12 protein-coding genes and 1 pseudogene are annotated in these 17199 nt (G+C 69.4%); 7 read left to right on the top strand and 6 right to left on the bottom strand.

The genetic code is table 11. The annotated features are described in order from the left end of the window. The first annotated feature begins 203 nt into the window (after positions 1-203). Positions 204-875: a hypothetical protein gene (locus tag AB0395_RS06240; protein ID WP_366277565.1), complete on the top strand. Its 672-nt coding sequence runs from the start codon at positions 204-206 to the stop codon at positions 873-875. Here the strand turns inward: AB0395_RS06240 and AB0395_RS06235 are convergent. From AB0395_RS06235 to AB0395_RS06220, 4 genes and pseudogenes are all read right to left on the bottom strand, one after another. Further along, positions 847-1476, bottom strand: coding sequence for a response regulator transcription factor (locus AB0395_RS06235; protein ID WP_366277564.1), 630 nt, complete (start codon positions 1474-1476; stop codon positions 847-849). The two genes, AB0395_RS06240 and AB0395_RS06235, sit on opposite strands and share 29 nt — an antisense overlap. Further along, positions 1454-3556: a sensor histidine kinase gene (locus AB0395_RS06230; protein WP_366277563.1), complete on the bottom strand. Its 2103-nt coding sequence runs from the start codon at positions 3554-3556 to the stop codon at positions 1454-1456. The genes AB0395_RS06235 and AB0395_RS06230 overlap by 23 nt, the downstream gene beginning before the upstream one ends. A gap of 91 nt (positions 3557-3647) precedes the next feature. Continuing rightward, positions 3648-5108, bottom strand: coding sequence for an FAD-binding oxidoreductase (locus AB0395_RS06225; RefSeq protein ID WP_366277562.1), 1461 nt, complete (start codon positions 5106-5108; stop codon positions 3648-3650). Positions 5109-5274: 166 nt separating this feature from the next. After that, a pseudogene (locus tag AB0395_RS06220) lies at positions 5275-5463 on the bottom strand (hypothetical protein); the annotation flags it as partial. A 91-nt stretch (positions 5464-5554) separates the two neighbouring features. Here AB0395_RS06220 and AB0395_RS06215 point away from each other — a divergent pair. Both AB0395_RS06215 and AB0395_RS06210 read left to right on the top strand, forming a co-directional pair. Then, on the top strand, positions 5555-6388 hold the full coding sequence (locus AB0395_RS06215; protein ID WP_366277561.1) for a TetR family transcriptional regulator: 834 nt from the start codon (positions 5555-5557) through the stop codon (positions 6386-6388). A gap of 830 nt (positions 6389-7218) precedes the next feature. After that, positions 7219-12096 (top strand): NAD-glutamate dehydrogenase, encoded by a 4878-nt coding sequence (locus AB0395_RS06210; RefSeq protein WP_366277560.1) that lies wholly within the window; start codon positions 7219-7221, stop codon positions 12094-12096. Positions 12097-12137: 41 nt separating this feature from the next. Here AB0395_RS06210 and AB0395_RS06205 read toward each other — a convergent pair whose 3' ends face one another. Continuing rightward, positions 12138-13181, bottom strand: a complete 1044-nt coding sequence (locus AB0395_RS06205) for a hypothetical protein (protein ID WP_366277559.1) — start codon at positions 13179-13181, stop codon at positions 12138-12140. Positions 13182-13275: 94 nt separating this feature from the next. On the opposite strand from AB0395_RS06205, the gene prfB reads away from it, so the two are divergent. Then, entirely contained in the window at positions 13276-14394 is a 1119-nt protein-coding gene (gene prfB / locus AB0395_RS06200; RefSeq protein ID WP_366277557.1) for a peptide chain release factor 2, read from the top strand. Positions 14395-14588: 194 nt separating this feature from the next. On the opposite strand, the gene AB0395_RS06195 is transcribed toward prfB, so the two are convergent. After that, a complete protein-coding gene (locus AB0395_RS06195) occupies positions 14589-14780 on the bottom strand; it encodes a hypothetical protein (protein WP_366277556.1) in 192 nt (63 codons plus the stop codon). A gap of 235 nt (positions 14781-15015) precedes the next feature. Between AB0395_RS06195 and ftsE the strand changes: the two genes are divergently transcribed. From ftsE to smpB, 3 genes are all read left to right on the top strand, one after another. Continuing rightward, complete coding sequence (ftsE, locus tag AB0395_RS06190; RefSeq protein WP_012888192.1) at positions 15016-15705, top strand: cell division ATP-binding protein FtsE; 690 nt, start codon at positions 15016-15018, stop codon at positions 15703-15705. Between the two features lie 36 nt (positions 15706-15741). Then, entirely contained in the window at positions 15742-16650 is a 909-nt protein-coding gene (gene ftsX, locus AB0395_RS06185) for a permease-like cell division protein FtsX (RefSeq protein WP_366277554.1), read from the top strand. Between the two features lie 79 nt (positions 16651-16729). Beyond that, entirely contained in the window at positions 16730-17197 is a 468-nt protein-coding gene (gene smpB, locus AB0395_RS06180) for an SsrA-binding protein SmpB (RefSeq protein ID WP_366277553.1), read from the top strand. Positions 17198-17199: the final 2 nt, after the last annotated feature.

The following is a 17199-nucleotide window of genomic DNA, read 5'->3' as shown; positions in this document are numbered from 1 at the left end:
GCGCCGCGCGTCGGCGCCGGTCGGGTCCGCTTCGCCGCCCGCCGTACCGGCGCTGTGGGATGAGGGGTGGGGAAGCCGGGGAGGGCGGTGTTCCTGTGTTTTCTTGGGGCATCATTGGCCGAGCGGGACCTTCCCGGAGTTTCCCCGCTAGGTCCGGACACGGGCCCATGCGGTCTGGGACATGTATCGGATTCTGTTGGCAAATGCTGAAAAATCCTGATTCGTTTCGCCGGATCATCGCCGGAGTCGCCCTGCTCGCCTGGCCGGTGCTGGAGTTCCTGGCCTTCCTGACCTCGCCCCCTTCTCCCACCCACGACCCCGCCGTCTTCCGGGAGCACCCGGACCTCGTCCAGGTCAGCGGCCTGCTCTTCCTCTGGGCGGCGCTCAGCCTCATCCCGGTGGTTCTCGGCCTGGCCCACCTGCTCCGGCACCGGGCCCCCGTGGCCGGGAACGTCGGCGCCGCGCTCGGGCTGCTCGGCGTGGGGCACGCGCTCACGCTCTTCACCACCGACTTCTACGACCTGGCCCTGGCCCAGACCCTGCCGGACGCGCAGGCGGAGGCGGTCACGGTGCGGACGGGCGAGCTGTGGGGCTTCCTGTACGGCATGCTGCTGCCCGGGTTCCTCACCCACATCGGGTTGTTCACCCTGCTCATCGGCCTCGTCACGGTCCGGATCGCCCCTTGGTGGGTGCTGGTCACGGCGCTCGCCGGGACGGTCGCGCCCTTCGTGACCCAGGAACAGTCGCCCGCGGTCCAGTCGGCGGGCGCGGTGTTTCACCTGGTCGCCTACGGCTGGATCGCGCTGCGGGTGCTGCGGTCCTCGGACGCCGAGTGGCGGACCGGTCTCAAAGTCCCGCTTCCTTCGCCCGAATGATCGCGTGAGCCCGGTCGGCCACCTGGAGCTTGGTGAAGACGGCGGACACGTGGTTGCGCACGGTCTTCTGGCTCAGCCCGAGCCTGGCCGCGATCTGCGGGTTCGTCATGTGCTCCGCCATCAGACGGAGGATCTCCCGCTCCCGTCGCGTCAGCTCGGGCAGCGCCGGCTCACCGCGCTCCCGCTCGGCGAAGTAGCCGACCAGCCTGGCCGCGATGGCGGGGCCGAAGATGGCCTCCCCCTCCGCGACCGCCTGTATCGACCGGACCAACTCCGCCTTGCGCGCGCCCTTGAGCACGTAGCCGCGGGCTCCCGCCCGCATGGCGGCGAACACCGAGTCGTCGTCGTCCGACATGCTGAGCACCACCACCCGGATGTGCGGATGGTCGCGGACGAGCCGCTCGGTCGCCGCGACCCCGCCCATGCCGGGCATCGTCAGATCCATCAGCACCACGTCCGGCTGCACGCGCCCGACGACGGCCAGCGCCTGCTCCCCGCTCGCCACCTCCTCGACGACCTCGATCTCCTCCGCGGCCGACAGCAGGGTCCGCAGCCCGGCGCGGAACCCGGCGTGGTCGTCAACCAGCAAGACTCGGACCATCGGTGTCCTCTCCCTCATGTGCGGGAAGCGTGACCCCGACCCGGGTCCCGCCCCCGGGACGGTCCTCGACCGTGAACGACCCGCCGAGCTCAAGGGCTCGCTCGCGCATCGACGCAAGCCCGACCCCGGCCCGGCCGGAACCGTCCGTCTCCGGAGACGGCGGCAGCTCGTCGCCGTCATCCCCGGAGCCGTTCGTCTCCGCAGAGGGCCGCAGCCCGCCGCCGTCGTCCGACACCTCAAGCCTGAGTGTGCCCCCTGTCAGCTCGACCCGCAGGTCCGCGCCGGTCGCGCGGGCGTGCCTTCGCACGTTGGCCAGCGCCTCGGCCGCGATGCGGTAGGCGGCGACCTCCGTCGCCGCGGGCAGTGGGGGGAGGGCGTCGGGGGCGTGTACGGTCACGCGCAGGCCGGGCGGCTGCCGGACGGCGTGGGCGCGCAGCGCGCCGAGCAGCCCGAGGGTGTCGAGTGCGGGCGGGCGCAGCCCGTCGACCAGGGTCCGCACATCGGCGACCGCCGCCTCGGCGTCACCGACGATGTCGGCCAGCAGTCGTCGCGCCCGCTCGTCCTCGACCAGGTCGTGCACGGCCTCGGCCCGCATGGTCAGCGCGGCCAGCGTGGGGCCGAGCCCGTCGTGCAGGTCGCGCCTGAGCCGGCGACGCTCCTCCTCGCGGGCCATCACGAGCCTCTCCCGCGAGCGTCGCAGGTCGGCGGAGAGCCGGGCGGCGTGCACCGCGACCGCGACCTGCCTGGCCAGGTCGGTCAGCACATGCAGGTCGCGGCGGCCGAACCCGGTCTCTCCCGTCCTGGGCGACATGATGAGGTCGCCGACCCGGTCGCCATTGTGGACCAGCGGCAGCCGTACCGGATCGCCGGTGGGGGAGCCGAACGCGTGCCGCGAGCCCGCCGAGGTCTCGACCGCCGCGTACGGCAGTCGCAACGCCTCAGCCACCGAGCGCGCGACCCCGGGCAGCACGCCGTCCGGCTCCCCGCTGTTCTCCAGGCGCCTGCCCAGGCGGGTGAGCGCCGCGTAAGGGTCGTCCCGCTCGCCGTACATCAGCAGGTTCACCCAGCCCTGCAGCCTCTGGCGCAGCGGCGCGAACGCGAGTGCGACGAGCCCGGCGGCCAGCACGGAGACCGGCAGGTCCCCACTCGGGAAGATCGCGCCGAGATAGCCGACCACGATCACGTATCCCGCGGTCACGCAGCCGGAGAGCAGCGTGTAGACCAGTGTCCGGTTGATCACGAGGTCGATGTCGAAGAGCCGATGGCGCAGGATCGCGACGCAGATGGCGACCGGGACCAGAGCCGTCGTGGCCGAGCCCAGCTCCCAGACGGAGTCGGTCGAGGGCCAGATGCGGCCGGGGATCTCGTCGGTCAACCCGGCGGCGAGACGGGCGGCGACGACCAGCGTCTCGATCCCGACCGCGTAGGCCAGCCACTTGATCTGGCGGCGCTCCTCGCCGGAGCTGCGCAGCGCCCTGAGGAACAGGTCGATCCCGCCCGCGATGAAGACCGCCGCCATGAGGGCCGTCATCGCGGTCTCGGCCGCGGGAGCCAGACGGGCCATCCCCGCGACCCCGAGTGGGTTGACCACCCCGGTGTGCGACCCGACCTGGTCGTTCTCCCCGGGCCTCAGCGCGCTCACCGCCATGGTCAGCGCCGCGGCGGCGAGCGTCACGCGGACCGGGAACCGCAGGCGGGGCGAGGTCAGCCGGCCGCCGGGGAAGATCATCGGGATCAGTGAGAACGACAGGTTCGCCGGCACCCAGAGCCAGGTCTGCGGCCAGGCCATGGCCTGGGCGAGCGGCAGGCAGGGGTGGGTGACCAGGCCGTAGACGGCGTACTGGCCGCAGGCCTCCATGAGCGCGAAGCAGAACCCGCCGAGCGCGAGCGAGCGGCCGACCGGGTGCTCGGGGCGCCGCGAGCCGATCAGGCCGCCGGCCAGTGCGCAGGCGATCACGAAGATCAGGTGGCCGAGGCCGAGCAGGCTGACCCCGTTGAGCGAGGCCAGGACGACGGCCGCCGCGACCAGGAGCAGCGTCAGGACGCAGCACGACCACGCGATGCGTGCCGCTGCCGCCACTGTTCCTCCCGAGCCGATTGACACACCGTATAGGCGCTTTCACCCGGAAGGGAGGGACAGTGTCCCGGGACGCGGGAGGCCGTTGGACGGGTCAGAATCCCTGGGGCATACGGAACAGCCGGCCGGGGTCGTAGGCGGCCTTGATCCGGGCGAGCCTGTCCGCGTTGGCCCCGTAGTAGGCCGTGCGCCAGCCGCTCAGCTCGGGGTCGGCGTAGTTGACGTAGGCGTGGTCACCGAAATGGGGGAGCATCGCGGCGCGGGCGTTCCTGGTCCAGGACGCCGACCCGGTGCGGTGGGCGTAGTACTGGACGCTGTAGAGGGCGCCCCTGTGCGGGAAGGCCGTCGCCTCAGGGCGCACCCGCCCCACGGCGCCGCCGAGGGCGTCCAGGAGCACGGTGTGGCTGCCGGGCCTGGCGACCTGGGCGACCAGCGCTCGCGCGCCCGCCTCGGAGAGCGGACGGTAGGCCATGTGCGACCTGCCGCTGAAGTTGTCGCGCGACAGCCTGCCGTCCCGGGTCTGCCCCGGCAGGGTCCCGGGCTGGTGACACTGGGAGACGGAGAGCGTCGAGCAGCCTCCCATGATCATCATCGCGTGGCTGTAGGACGTCTGCTTGACGAACGTGGTCGAGACCGGTCCGATCGCGCTCGTCAGCCGGTCGAGCAGCCGCTCGCATCCCGCCTTGCCGCCCAGGTAGAGCCCGCCGATCTGCACGTCCATCCCGCCGTCGCTGCTCAGGTGCATCGTGGACCACATCTCGTCGGGTACGGCCTGCCCCCACGTCTGCCACGCCTGGAGCGCCTTCGCGGCCTTCGCCCACGGCCAGTGCAGGAAGAACACCGTGACCTCGCGCGTGGGGTGGGTCCTGAAGCCGAAGGAGACCGCGACACCGAGGTTGCCGCCGCCGCCCCGTGAGGCCCAGTAGAGATCGGGGTTGTGGTCGGCGTCGCAGGTCAGCAGCCGCCCGTCTGCCGTGACGATCTGGATCGACTCCATCACGTCGCAGGTCAGGCCGTACTTCCTGGACACCACGCCGATCCCGCCGCCGAGCGTCAGCCCGCTCACCCCCACCGTGGGGCAGCTTCCCGCCGGGATGCTGACCCCGCTCGCGGCGAGTCTGTCGTAGACGTCGACCAGCTTGGCGCCCGCCCCGACGGTCGCCCGCCCCGCCGCCTGGCTGACCGTGTTCATCCGGGAGACGTCGATGATCAGGCCGCTTCCGGTCGACCAGCCTCCGTAGGAGTGCCCGCCCGACCGTACGGCCAGCGGCACCTTCATCTTCCTGGCGAAGTTCACGCACTCGGCCACGTCGGAGGGGTTGGCGCAGTAGGCGACGCCCGCGGGCCGTGCCGTGTCGAAGGCCGGGTTGAACAGACGCCGGGCCGTGTCGTAGGAGGCGTCGCCGGGCCGGATGAGCTTGCCGTCAAGCCCGCGGCCCAGAGCGATCCACTCCGCCGGGCCAGGGGAGGTGGATGTGGGCAATCCGGCTCCCAGAGTGAGGGCGGCCATGCCGCCGAGCCTGAGGAAGGTCCGCCTGTCCGGAGCGGGCTGCATGATCGTCTCCCCGAGAGTTCTGTGTCACCTGCCCGATGAGACGGCCGGAAAGCCCGCCTGGTTGGTCACATTCACATCACGTCGCGGTTATTGAGACGTTCGCGGAGATATCAGACCGGATGAGGCTTTACTCCTAGTACTGCCGTAGAGGGGATGGATCGCGGGGGAGCAGGCCCATCCGCTCGGCGACGTCGACCGCCTGGCCACGCAGGTCGATCGGGTAGCCGCTCGCGCGCGGGCTCCTGGCGCGCTCGACGACGACGGGCCTGAACCCGTAGCGGGCCAGCCAGTACGCCAGCGTCGGGCCGGCGATGCTCGCGCCGGAGATCAGGACGTCTCGGTTCCTGGGAGTCATGGCATCCTCACATTTCTTCTCTGCTGACCATCGGTCAGCGCGCTCACTGTAAACTGCTGACCAATGGTCAGGCAAGCGCTAAGCTTGGGCCGTGAGTGAGACAAGTCCTCAGAACACCCGCGTGAGGATCCTGGAGGCCGCACGCGACCTGTTCGCCGCGCGTGGCTACCAGCGCACGTCGGTGCGGGAGATCGCCGAGCGGCTCGGTCTGACCAAGACCGCGGTCCTGTACCACTTCCCCGCCAAGGCCGACATCCTGGCTGCCCTGGCCGAACCGCTGATCCGCGACCTGGAGGCGGTGACGGCCACGGCGACGATCGCCCCGGCGGGCCCGCCAGGGCCACCGGACATGCGCGGACGGGTCGTCGAGGGGTTGCTTGAGGTCTACATCGCCCACCGGCACTCGCTCCGCCTCGTCCTGCGGGACATCGCCCTGTTCGCGCAGGAACCGGTTTTCTACCGCTTCGTCGCGGTCATGCAGGAGGCGAACCGCCTGGTCGCGGGGCCCGATCCGAGCCTGGGGGAAAGGGTGCGCGCCGCGCAGGCCATCGCCATGCTGAGCGACCCCGTCATCATCCTCGCCGACATGCCGGCCGAGCCGCTCAGGCGGGAGGTGCTCGAGGGGGTGAGGCTGTTGCTCGCCGGGAGACCCGCCGACCCCCCCTCCGCCGCCGGAACCGTCCCGGCACCCGGCCCCGGTTCCGGCCCCGCTCCCGGCCCCGCTCCCGGCTCCGGTGGCGGTGACGACCTCGCGCCGCGTCGCAGGGGCGGCGGAAGGCCCGGTGCGATGAGCCCCGAGATGGTCGAGACGGCGCGGCGGATGTACGCGGGCGGTTCGCGCACCGTGGCGGAGATCGCCGCCGACCTCGGGGTCTCCCGCGCCACGGTCTACCGCTACCTCGCCCCGCAGGGGCCGCCGCAGTGAAACCTCGCGGTGAAGTCCTGTTCTGAGAACCCCATATTGAGACAGTTGTGAGACTTAATTTTGAGACAGTGGGCGCGGTGTGAGCCGTTCGTGGGACACTGCTGAGTCATCGGGTACGGCCGGTCCGGGCTCGTGCTTACCGGCGAGGCGGCGGAGACCCCGGACCCCGCCGGGCGGGCCGGGTGACCGGCGCGCGGCATCCGGATCCAGGTCCGGTGGCGTGCCGGAGGCCTCAGGCCGGGCTCCTGTGCCGCGCACCGGAGGCGGGACGTGTGCCCGAGGTCCGAGCGCACCGGAGGCTCAGGGCGCGCCCGGGATCCCGAGCGTGCCGGGTCGTGCGCCACGCCTGAGAGCCCGTGGCGCACCCGGCGTTTCAGGGAGACACAGGAATCTTCAGCCCTATCAGGCTGGAGCGCTCCAATTCCCCTGATGTTGGCCGTAAGTCACATTGACGTTTTACAGCTTTTCGGGTGGTATCAGGAGCGGCGGCATGCTTCGGTCAACGGGGATCGGGACAGGTGGCCGCTGGAGGTGTCGTGCCACGGGCCATGCCCGATGGGCAGGGTTTCGGTCAGGTGAGTGGTGGGAGGGCCCATCCCGTCGCCCGTGTCCGAGGACCGGCCCGCCGTGAGCCTGCCGCGCTGTGGCGGGCTCGTTCCGAAGTGGCCGAGTGACAGATCCACACGAGACCGGGCAGGGGCGATACGACGGGGCGTCCCAGCCGGTACGGCGCGCGCGCCTGCATTACTTCCCCCGCCATGGGAACGACGATATTGATCGAAGTTCCCCCATCTAATACGAAAAACCCCTCACAAAGGAGTGAGAGCGACATGCCGCTCGACGAGGCGAAGGACGAGCTGCTGAGGAGTGCCGCCGAGACCTGCGCGCACACACCCGGCAGCGACCACGTGAGTGATGAGGAGGCACTCGCCTTCCTCAGGCTCTACTACCGGCATGTCGCGCCAGAGGACCTGCTGAGCCGCAACCCGGTCGACGTGTACGGCCCGGCGATAGCCCAGCGCCAGCTCGCGGAGAAGCGCCCCCAGGGCCGGGCCCTGGTGCGGGCCTACACGCCGAGCCTGGAGGAGCACGGCTGGGACCCCGGATGCTCGGTCGTCGAGGTGGTGACCGACGACATGCCCTTCCTGGTCGACTCCGTGACGATGGAGCTCAACCGCCACGAGATCACCACCCATCTGGTCGTCCACCCGCAGATGCGGGTGGAAAGGGACGTGACCGGCAAGCTGCTCGACGGCGCCCAGGAGGAGGCGGCGGGGCAGGCGATCACCGAGTCCTGGATGCACTTCGAGATCGACCGGCAGTCCGACCCCGCCGTGCTCAAGAAGCTCGAGTCCGACCTGCAGCGGGTCCTGGAGGACGTGCGCTACGCCGTCGAGGACTTCGCCAAGATGCGGGCCCTGGCCGTACAGACGGCCGAGGACGTCTCGGTCAACCCGCCGCCGCTCGACCTGGCCGGGGTCGAGGACAGCCTGGAGCTGATGCGCTGGCTGGCCGACGGGCACTTCACCTTCCTCGGCTACCGCGAGTACCGCCTGGAGGAGAGTGAGGAGGGCGACAGGCTCCGCCAGGTGCCGGGGACGGGACTCGGTATCCTCCGCCACGACAAGGCGGGCTCGCAGAGCTTCGCCGCGCTCCCTCCCGAGATGCGCGCGAAGGCCCGTGAGAAGCAGCAGATACTGATCATCACGAAGGCCAACACCCGCGCGACCGTGCACCGTCCCGCCTACCTGGACTACGTGGGCGTGAAACTCTTCGACGACAGGGGAGAGGTCGTCGGCGAGCGCCGCTTCCTCGGCCTGTTCACCCACGTGGCCTACAGCGAGTCGATCTCCCGCATCCCGGTGCTGCGGCGCAAGCTGGCGGAGGTCCTCGACCTGGCCGGGCTGCCCGCCGACAGCCACGACGGCAAGGACCTCATCGAGATCCTGGAGACCTTCCCCAGGGACGAGCTGTTCCAGACCCCGGTCGACCAGCTGCTGCCCATCGCGCTCGGCGTGCTCAGGCTACGCGAGCGCAAGCAGGTCAAGGTCTTCCTGCGGCCCGACGACTACGGCCGCTACATCTCCTTCCTGATCTACCTCCCCCGTGACCGCTACACCACCAAGATCCGCATCAGGATGCAGGAGATCCTGCTCAAGGCGGTCGGCGGCACCTCCTTCGACTACAGCGCGATGATCGGTGAGTCGGCCCTCGCCCGCCTGCACGTGGTCGTGCGCGGGGAGCGGGGCAGGCCGCTGAGCGTCGAGACGCTGAACGTCGACGAGCTGGAGACCAGGCTGGCCGCGGCCACCCGTTCGTGGGACGACGACCTGGCCACCGCGATCACCGAGCTGAGCTCGGAGGAGGACACTCCCCGGCTCGTCCGCCGGTACGCCTCCGCGTTCCCCGAGGGCTACAAGGCCGACTTCCCGCCCCGGATGGCCGTCGCCGACCTGCGCCGTCTCGAGGCACTCGCCGGTTCGTCCGACGAGATCGGGATGAACCTCTACGAGCCGTACGACTCGTCCGAGGGCGAGCGCCGGTTCAAGCTGTATCGGATCGGCGCGCCCATCTCCCTGTCGCACGTGCTGCCGCTGCTTCAGCGCCTCGGCGTCGAGGTGGTCGACGAGCGGCCGTACGAGATCGACCGCGACAACGACCCGGCGACCAACGACGCCTGGATCTACGATTTCGGCCTGCGGTACACCCTCTCACCCGAGGTGGACAGGGACGAGTTCAAGCGCCTCTTCCAGGACGCGTTCGACGCGCTGTGGCGCGGCCGGGTGGAGAGCGACGGCTTCAACGCCCTGGTCCTGGCGGCCGGGCTGACCTGGGAGCAGGCGGAGATCCTGCGGGTCTACGCCAAGTACCTGCGCCAGGCGGGGAGCACCTTCAGCCAGGACTACATCGAGCGGGTGCTGCTCGGCAACGTACGGCTCGCGCGGCTGCTGGTGCGGCTGTTCGAGGCCAAGCTCGACCCGAGGCGCGAGGAGGAGGTCCGCTCGGAGCTGGCCGACGCGCTGAACGAGGAGATCCTCGGCGCCCTCGACGACGTCGCCTCCCTGGACGAGGACCGCATCCTGCGGGCCTACCTGGAGATGATCGACGCCACGCTGCGGACGAACTTCTTCCAGACGGTCGACGGGGTGCGCAAGCCGTACATCAGCCTGAAGTTCGACTCGCCGTCGATCAGTGTGCTGCCACTGCCGAGGCCGAAGTTCGAGGTCTTCGTCTACTCCCCCCGGATCGAGGGCGTGCACCTGCGCTTCGGCAAGGTCGCGCGAGGCGGCCTGCGCTGGTCGGACCGGATGGAGGACTTCCGCACCGAGGTCCTCGGGCTGGTGAAGGCGCAGATGGTGAAGAACACCGTCATCGTCCCCACCGGCTCGAAGGGCGGCTTCGTGGTGAAGAACCCGCCGAAGTCGGGAGCGCGTGAGGAGGTGCTGGCCGAAGGCATCGCCTGCTACCGGATGTTCATCTCCGGCCTTCTGGACATCACGGACAACCTCGTCGACGGCGAGGTCGTCCCGCCCGCCGACGTGGTCAGGAACGACGGGGACGACACCTACCTCGTGGTCGCCGCGGACAAGGGCACCGCGACGTTCTCCGACATCGCGAACGAGGTCTCGAAGGAGTACGGCTTCTGGCTCGGGGACGCCTTCGCCTCGGGCGGCTCGATCGGCTACGACCACAAGGCCATGGGCATCACCGCCCGCGGCGCCTGGGAGTCCGTCAAGTACCACTTCCGCACCATCGGCGTCGACATCCAGAGCACCGACTTCACCGTCGCCGGGGTCGGCGACATGTCCGGTGACGTGTTCGGCAACGGCATGCTGCTCTCCCAGCACATCAGGCTGGTCGCGGCCTTCGACCACCGGCACATCTTCATCGACCCGGACCCCGACTCCGCGCGGAGCTATGCGGAGCGGGCCCGCCTCTTCGCGCTGCCGCGCAGCTCGTGGGAGGACTACGACGCGACGCTCATCACACAGGGGGGCGGCGTCTGGTCGCGCACCGCCAAGTCGATTCCGGTCTCCCCGCAGGCGCGCGCCGCGCTCGGCATCGCCGACGGGGTGACGTCGCTGGCCCCGAACGACCTGATCAGCGCCATCCTGCGTGCTCCGGTCGACCTGCTGTGGAACGGCGGCATCGGCACCTACGCCAAGGCGTCCAGCGAGTCGAACGCCGACGTCGGGGACAAGGCCAACGACGGCCTCCGGGTCAACGCCTCCGAGCTGCGCTGCAAGGTGATCGGCGAGGGCGGGAACCTGGGCTTCACCCAGCTCGCCCGGATCGAGTTCGCGCGCGACGGCGGGCTTGTCAACACCGACTTCATCGACAACTCCGCCGGGGTCGACACCTCCGACCACGAGGTGAACATCAAGATCCTGCTGGACCGGGCGGTCCGCGACGGCGAGCTGACCGACAAGCAGCGCAACCAGGTCTTCCTCGACATGACCGACGAGGTCGCCGAGCTGGTCCTGCGGGACAACTACGACCAGAACGTGGTGCTGGCCGCCGCCCGCGCACAGGCGGCCGAGATGCTGCACATCCACGCGCGCCAGCTCCGCAAGCTGGAGCGGGCCGGGCTGCTCAACCGGGAGCTGGAGTTCCTGCCGTCCGACAAGGCCCTCGCCGAGCGGCGCCAGGCCGGGCTCGGGCTCACCGCGCCCGAGTTCTCCGTGCTGCTGGCCTACACCAAGCTGGTCACGGACGCCGAGCTCCTCGCCTCCGACCTGCCGGACGATCCGTACCTGGCGTCCTGGCTGGTGTCCTACTTCCCGTCCGCGCTGCGCGGGCCGCTGCGGGCCTACATGGACACCCACCCGCTCCGCCGGGAGATCATCACCACCGGCGTGGTGAACGACCTGGTCAACTCGAGCGGCACCACCTTCATGTTCCGCCTGGGCGAGGAGAGCGGCGCCTCGGCGCCGGACATCGCCCGGGCCTACCTGGTCACGCGTGAGGTCTTCGACCTGCCGAGCTTCTGGCAGCAGGTCGAGGAGCTGGACAACAAGGTGGACACCTCAACGCAGATCGCCATGAAGCTGGAGTCGCGCAAGCTCGCCGAGCGCGGCACCCGCTGGCTGCTCGGCAACAGGCGCGCGCCGCTCGACCTGGCCTCGACGGTGAGCTCCTTCGCCAAGGGGATGAACGGCCTGCTGCCGCACCTGCCCAAGCTGCTCACCGGCTCCGACCTGGCGGGCTTCGAGGAGCGGCGCGACGCGTTCGCCGCCAGGGGGGTGCCCGCGGAGCTGGCCGAGCGGGTCGCCGCGATGGTCCCCGCCTACTCCACGTTCGACCTGGTCGAGGTGGCCTCGCAGACGGGCCGTCCGGTGAACGAGGTGGCCGAGGTCTACTTCGACCTGGCCGACCGGCTCCAGCTCTCCAGGCTGCGCGAACGCGTGATCGCGCTGCCCCGCGACAGCCGGTGGAACTCCATGGCGCGGGCCGCGCTGCGTGACGACCTCTACGCGGCGCACGCCTCGCTCACCCGCGACGTCCTGGCCCACAGCACGCCGGGGCTGACGCCGGAGGAGCGCCTCGCGCGCTGGGCCGAGGCGAACTCGGCCGCGGTCGCCAGATCCAAGCAGACCCTGTCGGAGATCTGGGAGAGCGACAACTTCGACCTCGCGACGTTGTCGGTCGCCCTGCGCGCCATCCGCACACTGGTCGCCTCGACCGGCCTGCCGCACAGCGAGGCCTGAGCCGTCCGAGCCGGGCCCTTCCACGGGGCCCGGCTCCCCCCTCAGTTGGCGGACACCCTGGTGACGCCGCCCAGATAGCCGATGACCTTGGCCAGTGCGCGGCTGTTCTTCGCGGGCACCGTGCTCACATACTGCTGCGTCTCCACGGTGCGCAGCTCCTTGCGCGCCCCCGTCGCAGAGGCCAGCTTCTCGGCGTTCGGCGGCACCCTGATGTCCGCGCACGGCTCGATCTTGGCCGTCACGGTCGTGGTCCTGATCAGCGAATACATCACCATGGCCCCGCCGTCGGCGGTGCGCAGCGCGTGGACCGGATAGTTGCTGGCGCCGAAGATCGAGTCATAGCCGAGGCAGTCGCTCTTGTACTTCGGCCGCTTGCCCGTGATCTCCTCGGCGTAGCCCGTGGTGTGCGGCCCCTTCTCGATCAGCCCGGCGGCGAACCCCGCGCTGCCCTCCTCCGCGGAGGTCGCGTGCAGCGGCGCCATGAGCCGAGGGCTGATCGCCGTGGTCGGGTCGTCGTCGGCCAGCGCCGTGGCGTAGCCCTCGGCGTCCTTGGCGATCTCGGGCGCCCGCGCGCCGGGGTCCAGCAGCGAGGTCGAGCTGAGGTACCACTCGTGCTCGCCGTACTTCGTCAGAACCAGTACGGCGCGGCGCACCCCGCCCGAGCTGTCTTCGCGGTTGACGACCGCGGCGAACCAGAAAGGGGGGCGCTGGGCCCTCGGCACCAGCAGCTCCGGCCTGCCCCAGGTGTAGTGCGGGAGCGCGCCCGCCGAGCTGTTGAAGGCGGCCATGGTGAGCGCCTCCTGAGCGTCGCGGGTCTGCTCGAGGATGTTCCTGCGGTCGGCCTCCAGGTGTGGTGTCGCGCCTTCGAGCACCGCCTCCGCGCCCAGGATGCCGGACAGCGCCCTGCTCGCCTCCGCCTGCGTGACGGGAGGCGCGCTCAGGGCAGCCGGGGCCGGGCTCGAGGCGAGGCCGGTCGTCCGCGTCGTGTGTTTCTGCGGGGCGTCGCCCTGGCTGGAACACGCCGCGATCCCGGTCACCAGGGCCAAGGCGAGCACGAGCAGCCCCCGTCGCCCACGTCCCCGCACGTCGCCTCCTCACGGTCCTTCGGCGCCCATGCTAGCCATGCCGCGAGCAAGGCCGTACACAACGGGGTGCGCCGGTCGCGTACCCTTTACAGACGTGGCACTCATCGATCCGGTAGAAGAGATCAACGAGCTTATCGGCACGCTGAACAGCATTCAGGACGTGCTCGACCTCGGCGCGATACGCAAGCAGATCGAGGAGCTCGGGGAGCAGGCCGCGGCGCCCGACCTGTGGAATGACCAGGAGCGCGCCCAAAAGGTCACCAGCAAACTCTCCTACCTGCAGGGTGAGGTCAACAAGGTCGAGTCGCTGGTGCAGCGTCTCGACGATCTGACGGTCCTGTACGAGCTGGCCGCGGCCGAGGACGACGACGACACCCGCGAGGAGGCCGACCGCGAGCTGGCCTCCCTGCGGAGCGACATCGGCGCGCTGGAGGTTCGCACACTCCTGTCGGGCGAGTACGACTCCCGCGAGGCGGTCGTCACGATCAACTCCCAGGCCGGTGGCGTCGACGCGGCCGACTGGGCGCAGATGCTCCTGCGGATGTACATCCGGTGGGCCGAGCGCAAGGGCTATCCGACGGAGGTCTACGAGACCTCCTACGCCGAGGAGGCGGGCATCAAGTCGGCGACCTTCACGGTCAAGGCGCCCTACGCCTACGGCACCCTGCGCGGCGAGCATGGCACGCACCGCCTGGTGCGGATCAGCCCGTTCGACAACCAGGGCCGCCGCCAGACCTCCTTCGCCGGGGTCGACGTGGTGCCGGTCGTCGAGACGACCGACCACATCGACATCAACGAGGACGACCTGCGGGTCGACGTCTACCGCTCCTCAGGTCCGGGCGGTCAGGGCGTCAACACCACCGACTCCGCGGTCCGGCTGACCCACCTGCCGACCGGCATCGTGGTCTCCTGCCAGAACGAGCGCTCGCAGCTGCAGAACAAGGCGACCGCGATGGCGGTCCTGCAGTCCAAGCTGCTTGAGCGCAAGCGGCAGGAGGAGGCGGCGGCGCTCAACGAGATCCGGGGCGAGTCCACCACCTCGTGGGGGACGCAGATCCGCAACTACGTGCTGCATCCCTACCAGATCGTCAAGGACCTGCGGACGGGCACCGAGGCCGGCAACCCGAGCTCGGTGCTCGATGGCGACCTCGACGAGTTCATCGAGTCGGAGATCCGGTGGACCCGTCGCCAGGAGTCGGGCGTCGAGGGGTAGGCACGCGGAGCGCACGAGGGCCCCAGAAGGGCCCAGAAGGCATGGTGCCTCCGCCGTGCCGGACGGGCCTCCCGCTCGGCGCTTCCCGGCATGACCCCCAGGCGGGTGCTCCCAGGACCACGCGGCGACGCCGTACCGGCGCTCACGGCGCTCTGCCGGAGGTCTCCTTGGACGGCCAGGGCGCCTCTGAGCGATCAGGTGCCGGTGAGGTGCCTCAGGGCGAGCGTGAGGAAGAACAGCGCGATCAGTAGCAACGAGATCATCGCGGGCGTCAGCCCGCCGAACCCGTGCTGGTGCATCCGCTCGCGGTAGGCCCGGCACTGTGGACAGCGGCCCTCCGCGACGGGGTGGGCGCACCGGGCGCAGACGAGGTCTTCACAGCTCATGAGAGCCTCCGTCTCCTAGGTCAGAACTACTTTATGCGGTCGTTACCGGGCGCCGAATCGTTTTGTTTCCGTTATGGACGTTCCATGCCAGTCTTCCCCCTAGACTGGGCTCCGGCCAACCGGAACGTCGATCGAGAGTAAAGACCGGCGCCCCCCGGCCGGCGAGAGGCGGAAGTGAACCTCTGCCACCACCGCGACTGTCCTAACCCCTAGACTGGCATGCCGTGATGCGCCCGTGATCCATTTTGATAATGTCACCAAGGTCTACGCGAACCAGAACCGGCCCGCGTTGGACCACGTCAGCGTCGATGTCGACAAGGGCGAGTTCGTGTTCCTCGTCGGCCCTTCGGGGTCCGGGAAGTCGACCTTCCTCCGCCTGGTCCTGAAGGAGGAGCGCCCCAACTCGGGGGCGATCCACGTGGCCGGCAAGGACCTCGCCCGACTGTCCAACTTCAAGATTCCGCACCTCCGCCGCCGGATCGGCTGCGTCTTCCAGGACTTCAGGCTCCTGCCGAACAAGAACGTTTACGAGAACGTCGCGTTCGCCCTGGAGGTCATCGGCAAGCCGCGCCGGTTCATCCGCAAGGTCGTGCCAGAGGTCGTCGAGCTGGTCGGCCTCGAGGGCAAGGCGCACCGGATGCCCGACGAGCTGTCCGGTGGTGAGCAGCAGCGGGTCGCCATGGCTCGTGCCTTCGTCAACCGTCCGATGATCCTGCTGGCCGACGAGCCAACGGGAAACATCGACCCGGCCACGAGCATCGGCATCATGAAGGTGCTCGACCGGATCAACCGAACCGGCACCACCGTCGTCATGGCCACGCACGACGCCGCCATCGTCGACTCCATGCGCAAGCGCGTGGTGGAACTGGAGGACGGCAAGATCGTCCGAGACCAGTCGCGTGGCGTGTACGGCCAGGCGTACTGACCCAGGACCTCAAGGAAGCGAAGCGACAGGAAGAGCATGCGGGCAAACTTCATCTTCTCCGAGGTCTGGATCGGCCTCCGCCGTAACCTCACGATGACCATCGCGGTCATCGTGACCGTGGCCATCGGCATGGCGTTGCTGGGCGTCGGCCTGATGATCAACTCCCAGATCTCCACCATGAAGGACTTCTGGGCGGACAAGGTTGAGATCTCTGTCTTCCTGTGCAAGAAGAACGACCCGTTCCCGCAGTGCAAGGGCAGTGGCGGCGTCAACCAGCAGGAGCAGGCCGCCCTCAAGGCGCAGATCGAGGGCATGACGCAGGTTCAGGCCGTGACGTTCGAGAACGCGGCGCAGGCGTACGCCAACTACCGCGAGCAGTTCAAGAACGACACCGTGATGCTCTCGGTGGTGCAGGCCGGTGACATGCCCGAGTCGTTCCGGGTGAAGCTCAAGGACCCGAACACCTACGCGGCGGTCATCGAGGCCCTCAAGGGCACTCCCGGCGTCTCCAACGTGGTGAACCAGAAGGAGATCCTGGAGAAGTTCTTCGGGCTGCTGGAGAAGCTTCGCTGGGCGGCCCTGGTCGTGGCGATCATCCTGGTGTTCGCGGCCACGCTGCTGATCGGCAACACGGTGCGCCTGTCCGCCTACAACCGCAGGCGTGAAACCGGCATCATGCGGCTCGTCGGCGCTTCGAACCTCTACATCCAGCTGCCCTTCGTCATGGAGGGCGTCATCGCGGGCCTGATCGGCGGTGTGGTCGCCGCCGTACTGCTGATCGTCAGCAAGGTCTTCCTGTTCGACGGCGTTCAGCTCTACCTCGCCAACAACAGCCCGCTCACCTGGGAGACCGTCGCCTCGGTGATCAGCCTTACGATGATCATCGGCGTGCTCATCTGTGTGCTCGCCTCGTTCGTCACGCTGCGCCGCTACCTGCGTGTGTGAGGGGTGCGGGAGGCGTCCGCCGGGCGCGCTCCCGCTCTTGGGCGCGGTTCGCCGCTCCGGTCCCCGGTAGGCTCGGAGCATGCCACGTGAGACCGGGCGGAAGGTCATCGCCCAGAACAAGCGTGCCTGGCACGACTACCACATCGAGGACACCTACGAGGCTGGTCTCGTGTTGCAGGGCACCGAGGTCAAGTCACTCCGTCTCGGCAGGGCCTCCCTCCTCGACGGATACGCCGTCATCAAGGACGGCGAGGCCTGGCTGATCAACGTCCACATCCCCGAGTACACCATGGGGACGTGGACCAACCACGCGGCGCGTCGCACCCGTAAGCTCCTGCTCCACCGTAAGGAGATCGACAAGCTGGTCGCGAAGACCAAGGAGGGTGGCCTCACACTGGTGCCGCTCGCGATCTACTTCAAGGACGGCAAGGCCAAGATCGAGATCGGTCTCGCCAAGGGCAAGAAGGACTGGGACAAGCGGCAGACCCTCGCGGAGAACCAGGCCAAGCGTGAGATGGCTCGCGCTCTCAGGCACAGGAACAGGTAATT

The organism is Streptosporangium sp. NPDC051023 (assembly GCF_040689595.1).
Lineage (GTDB): Bacteria > Actinomycetota > Actinomycetes > Streptosporangiales > Streptosporangiaceae > Streptosporangium.
Note: the sequence above shows the minus strand (reverse complement) of the source record. Positions and strands in the feature narration are given on the sequence as shown.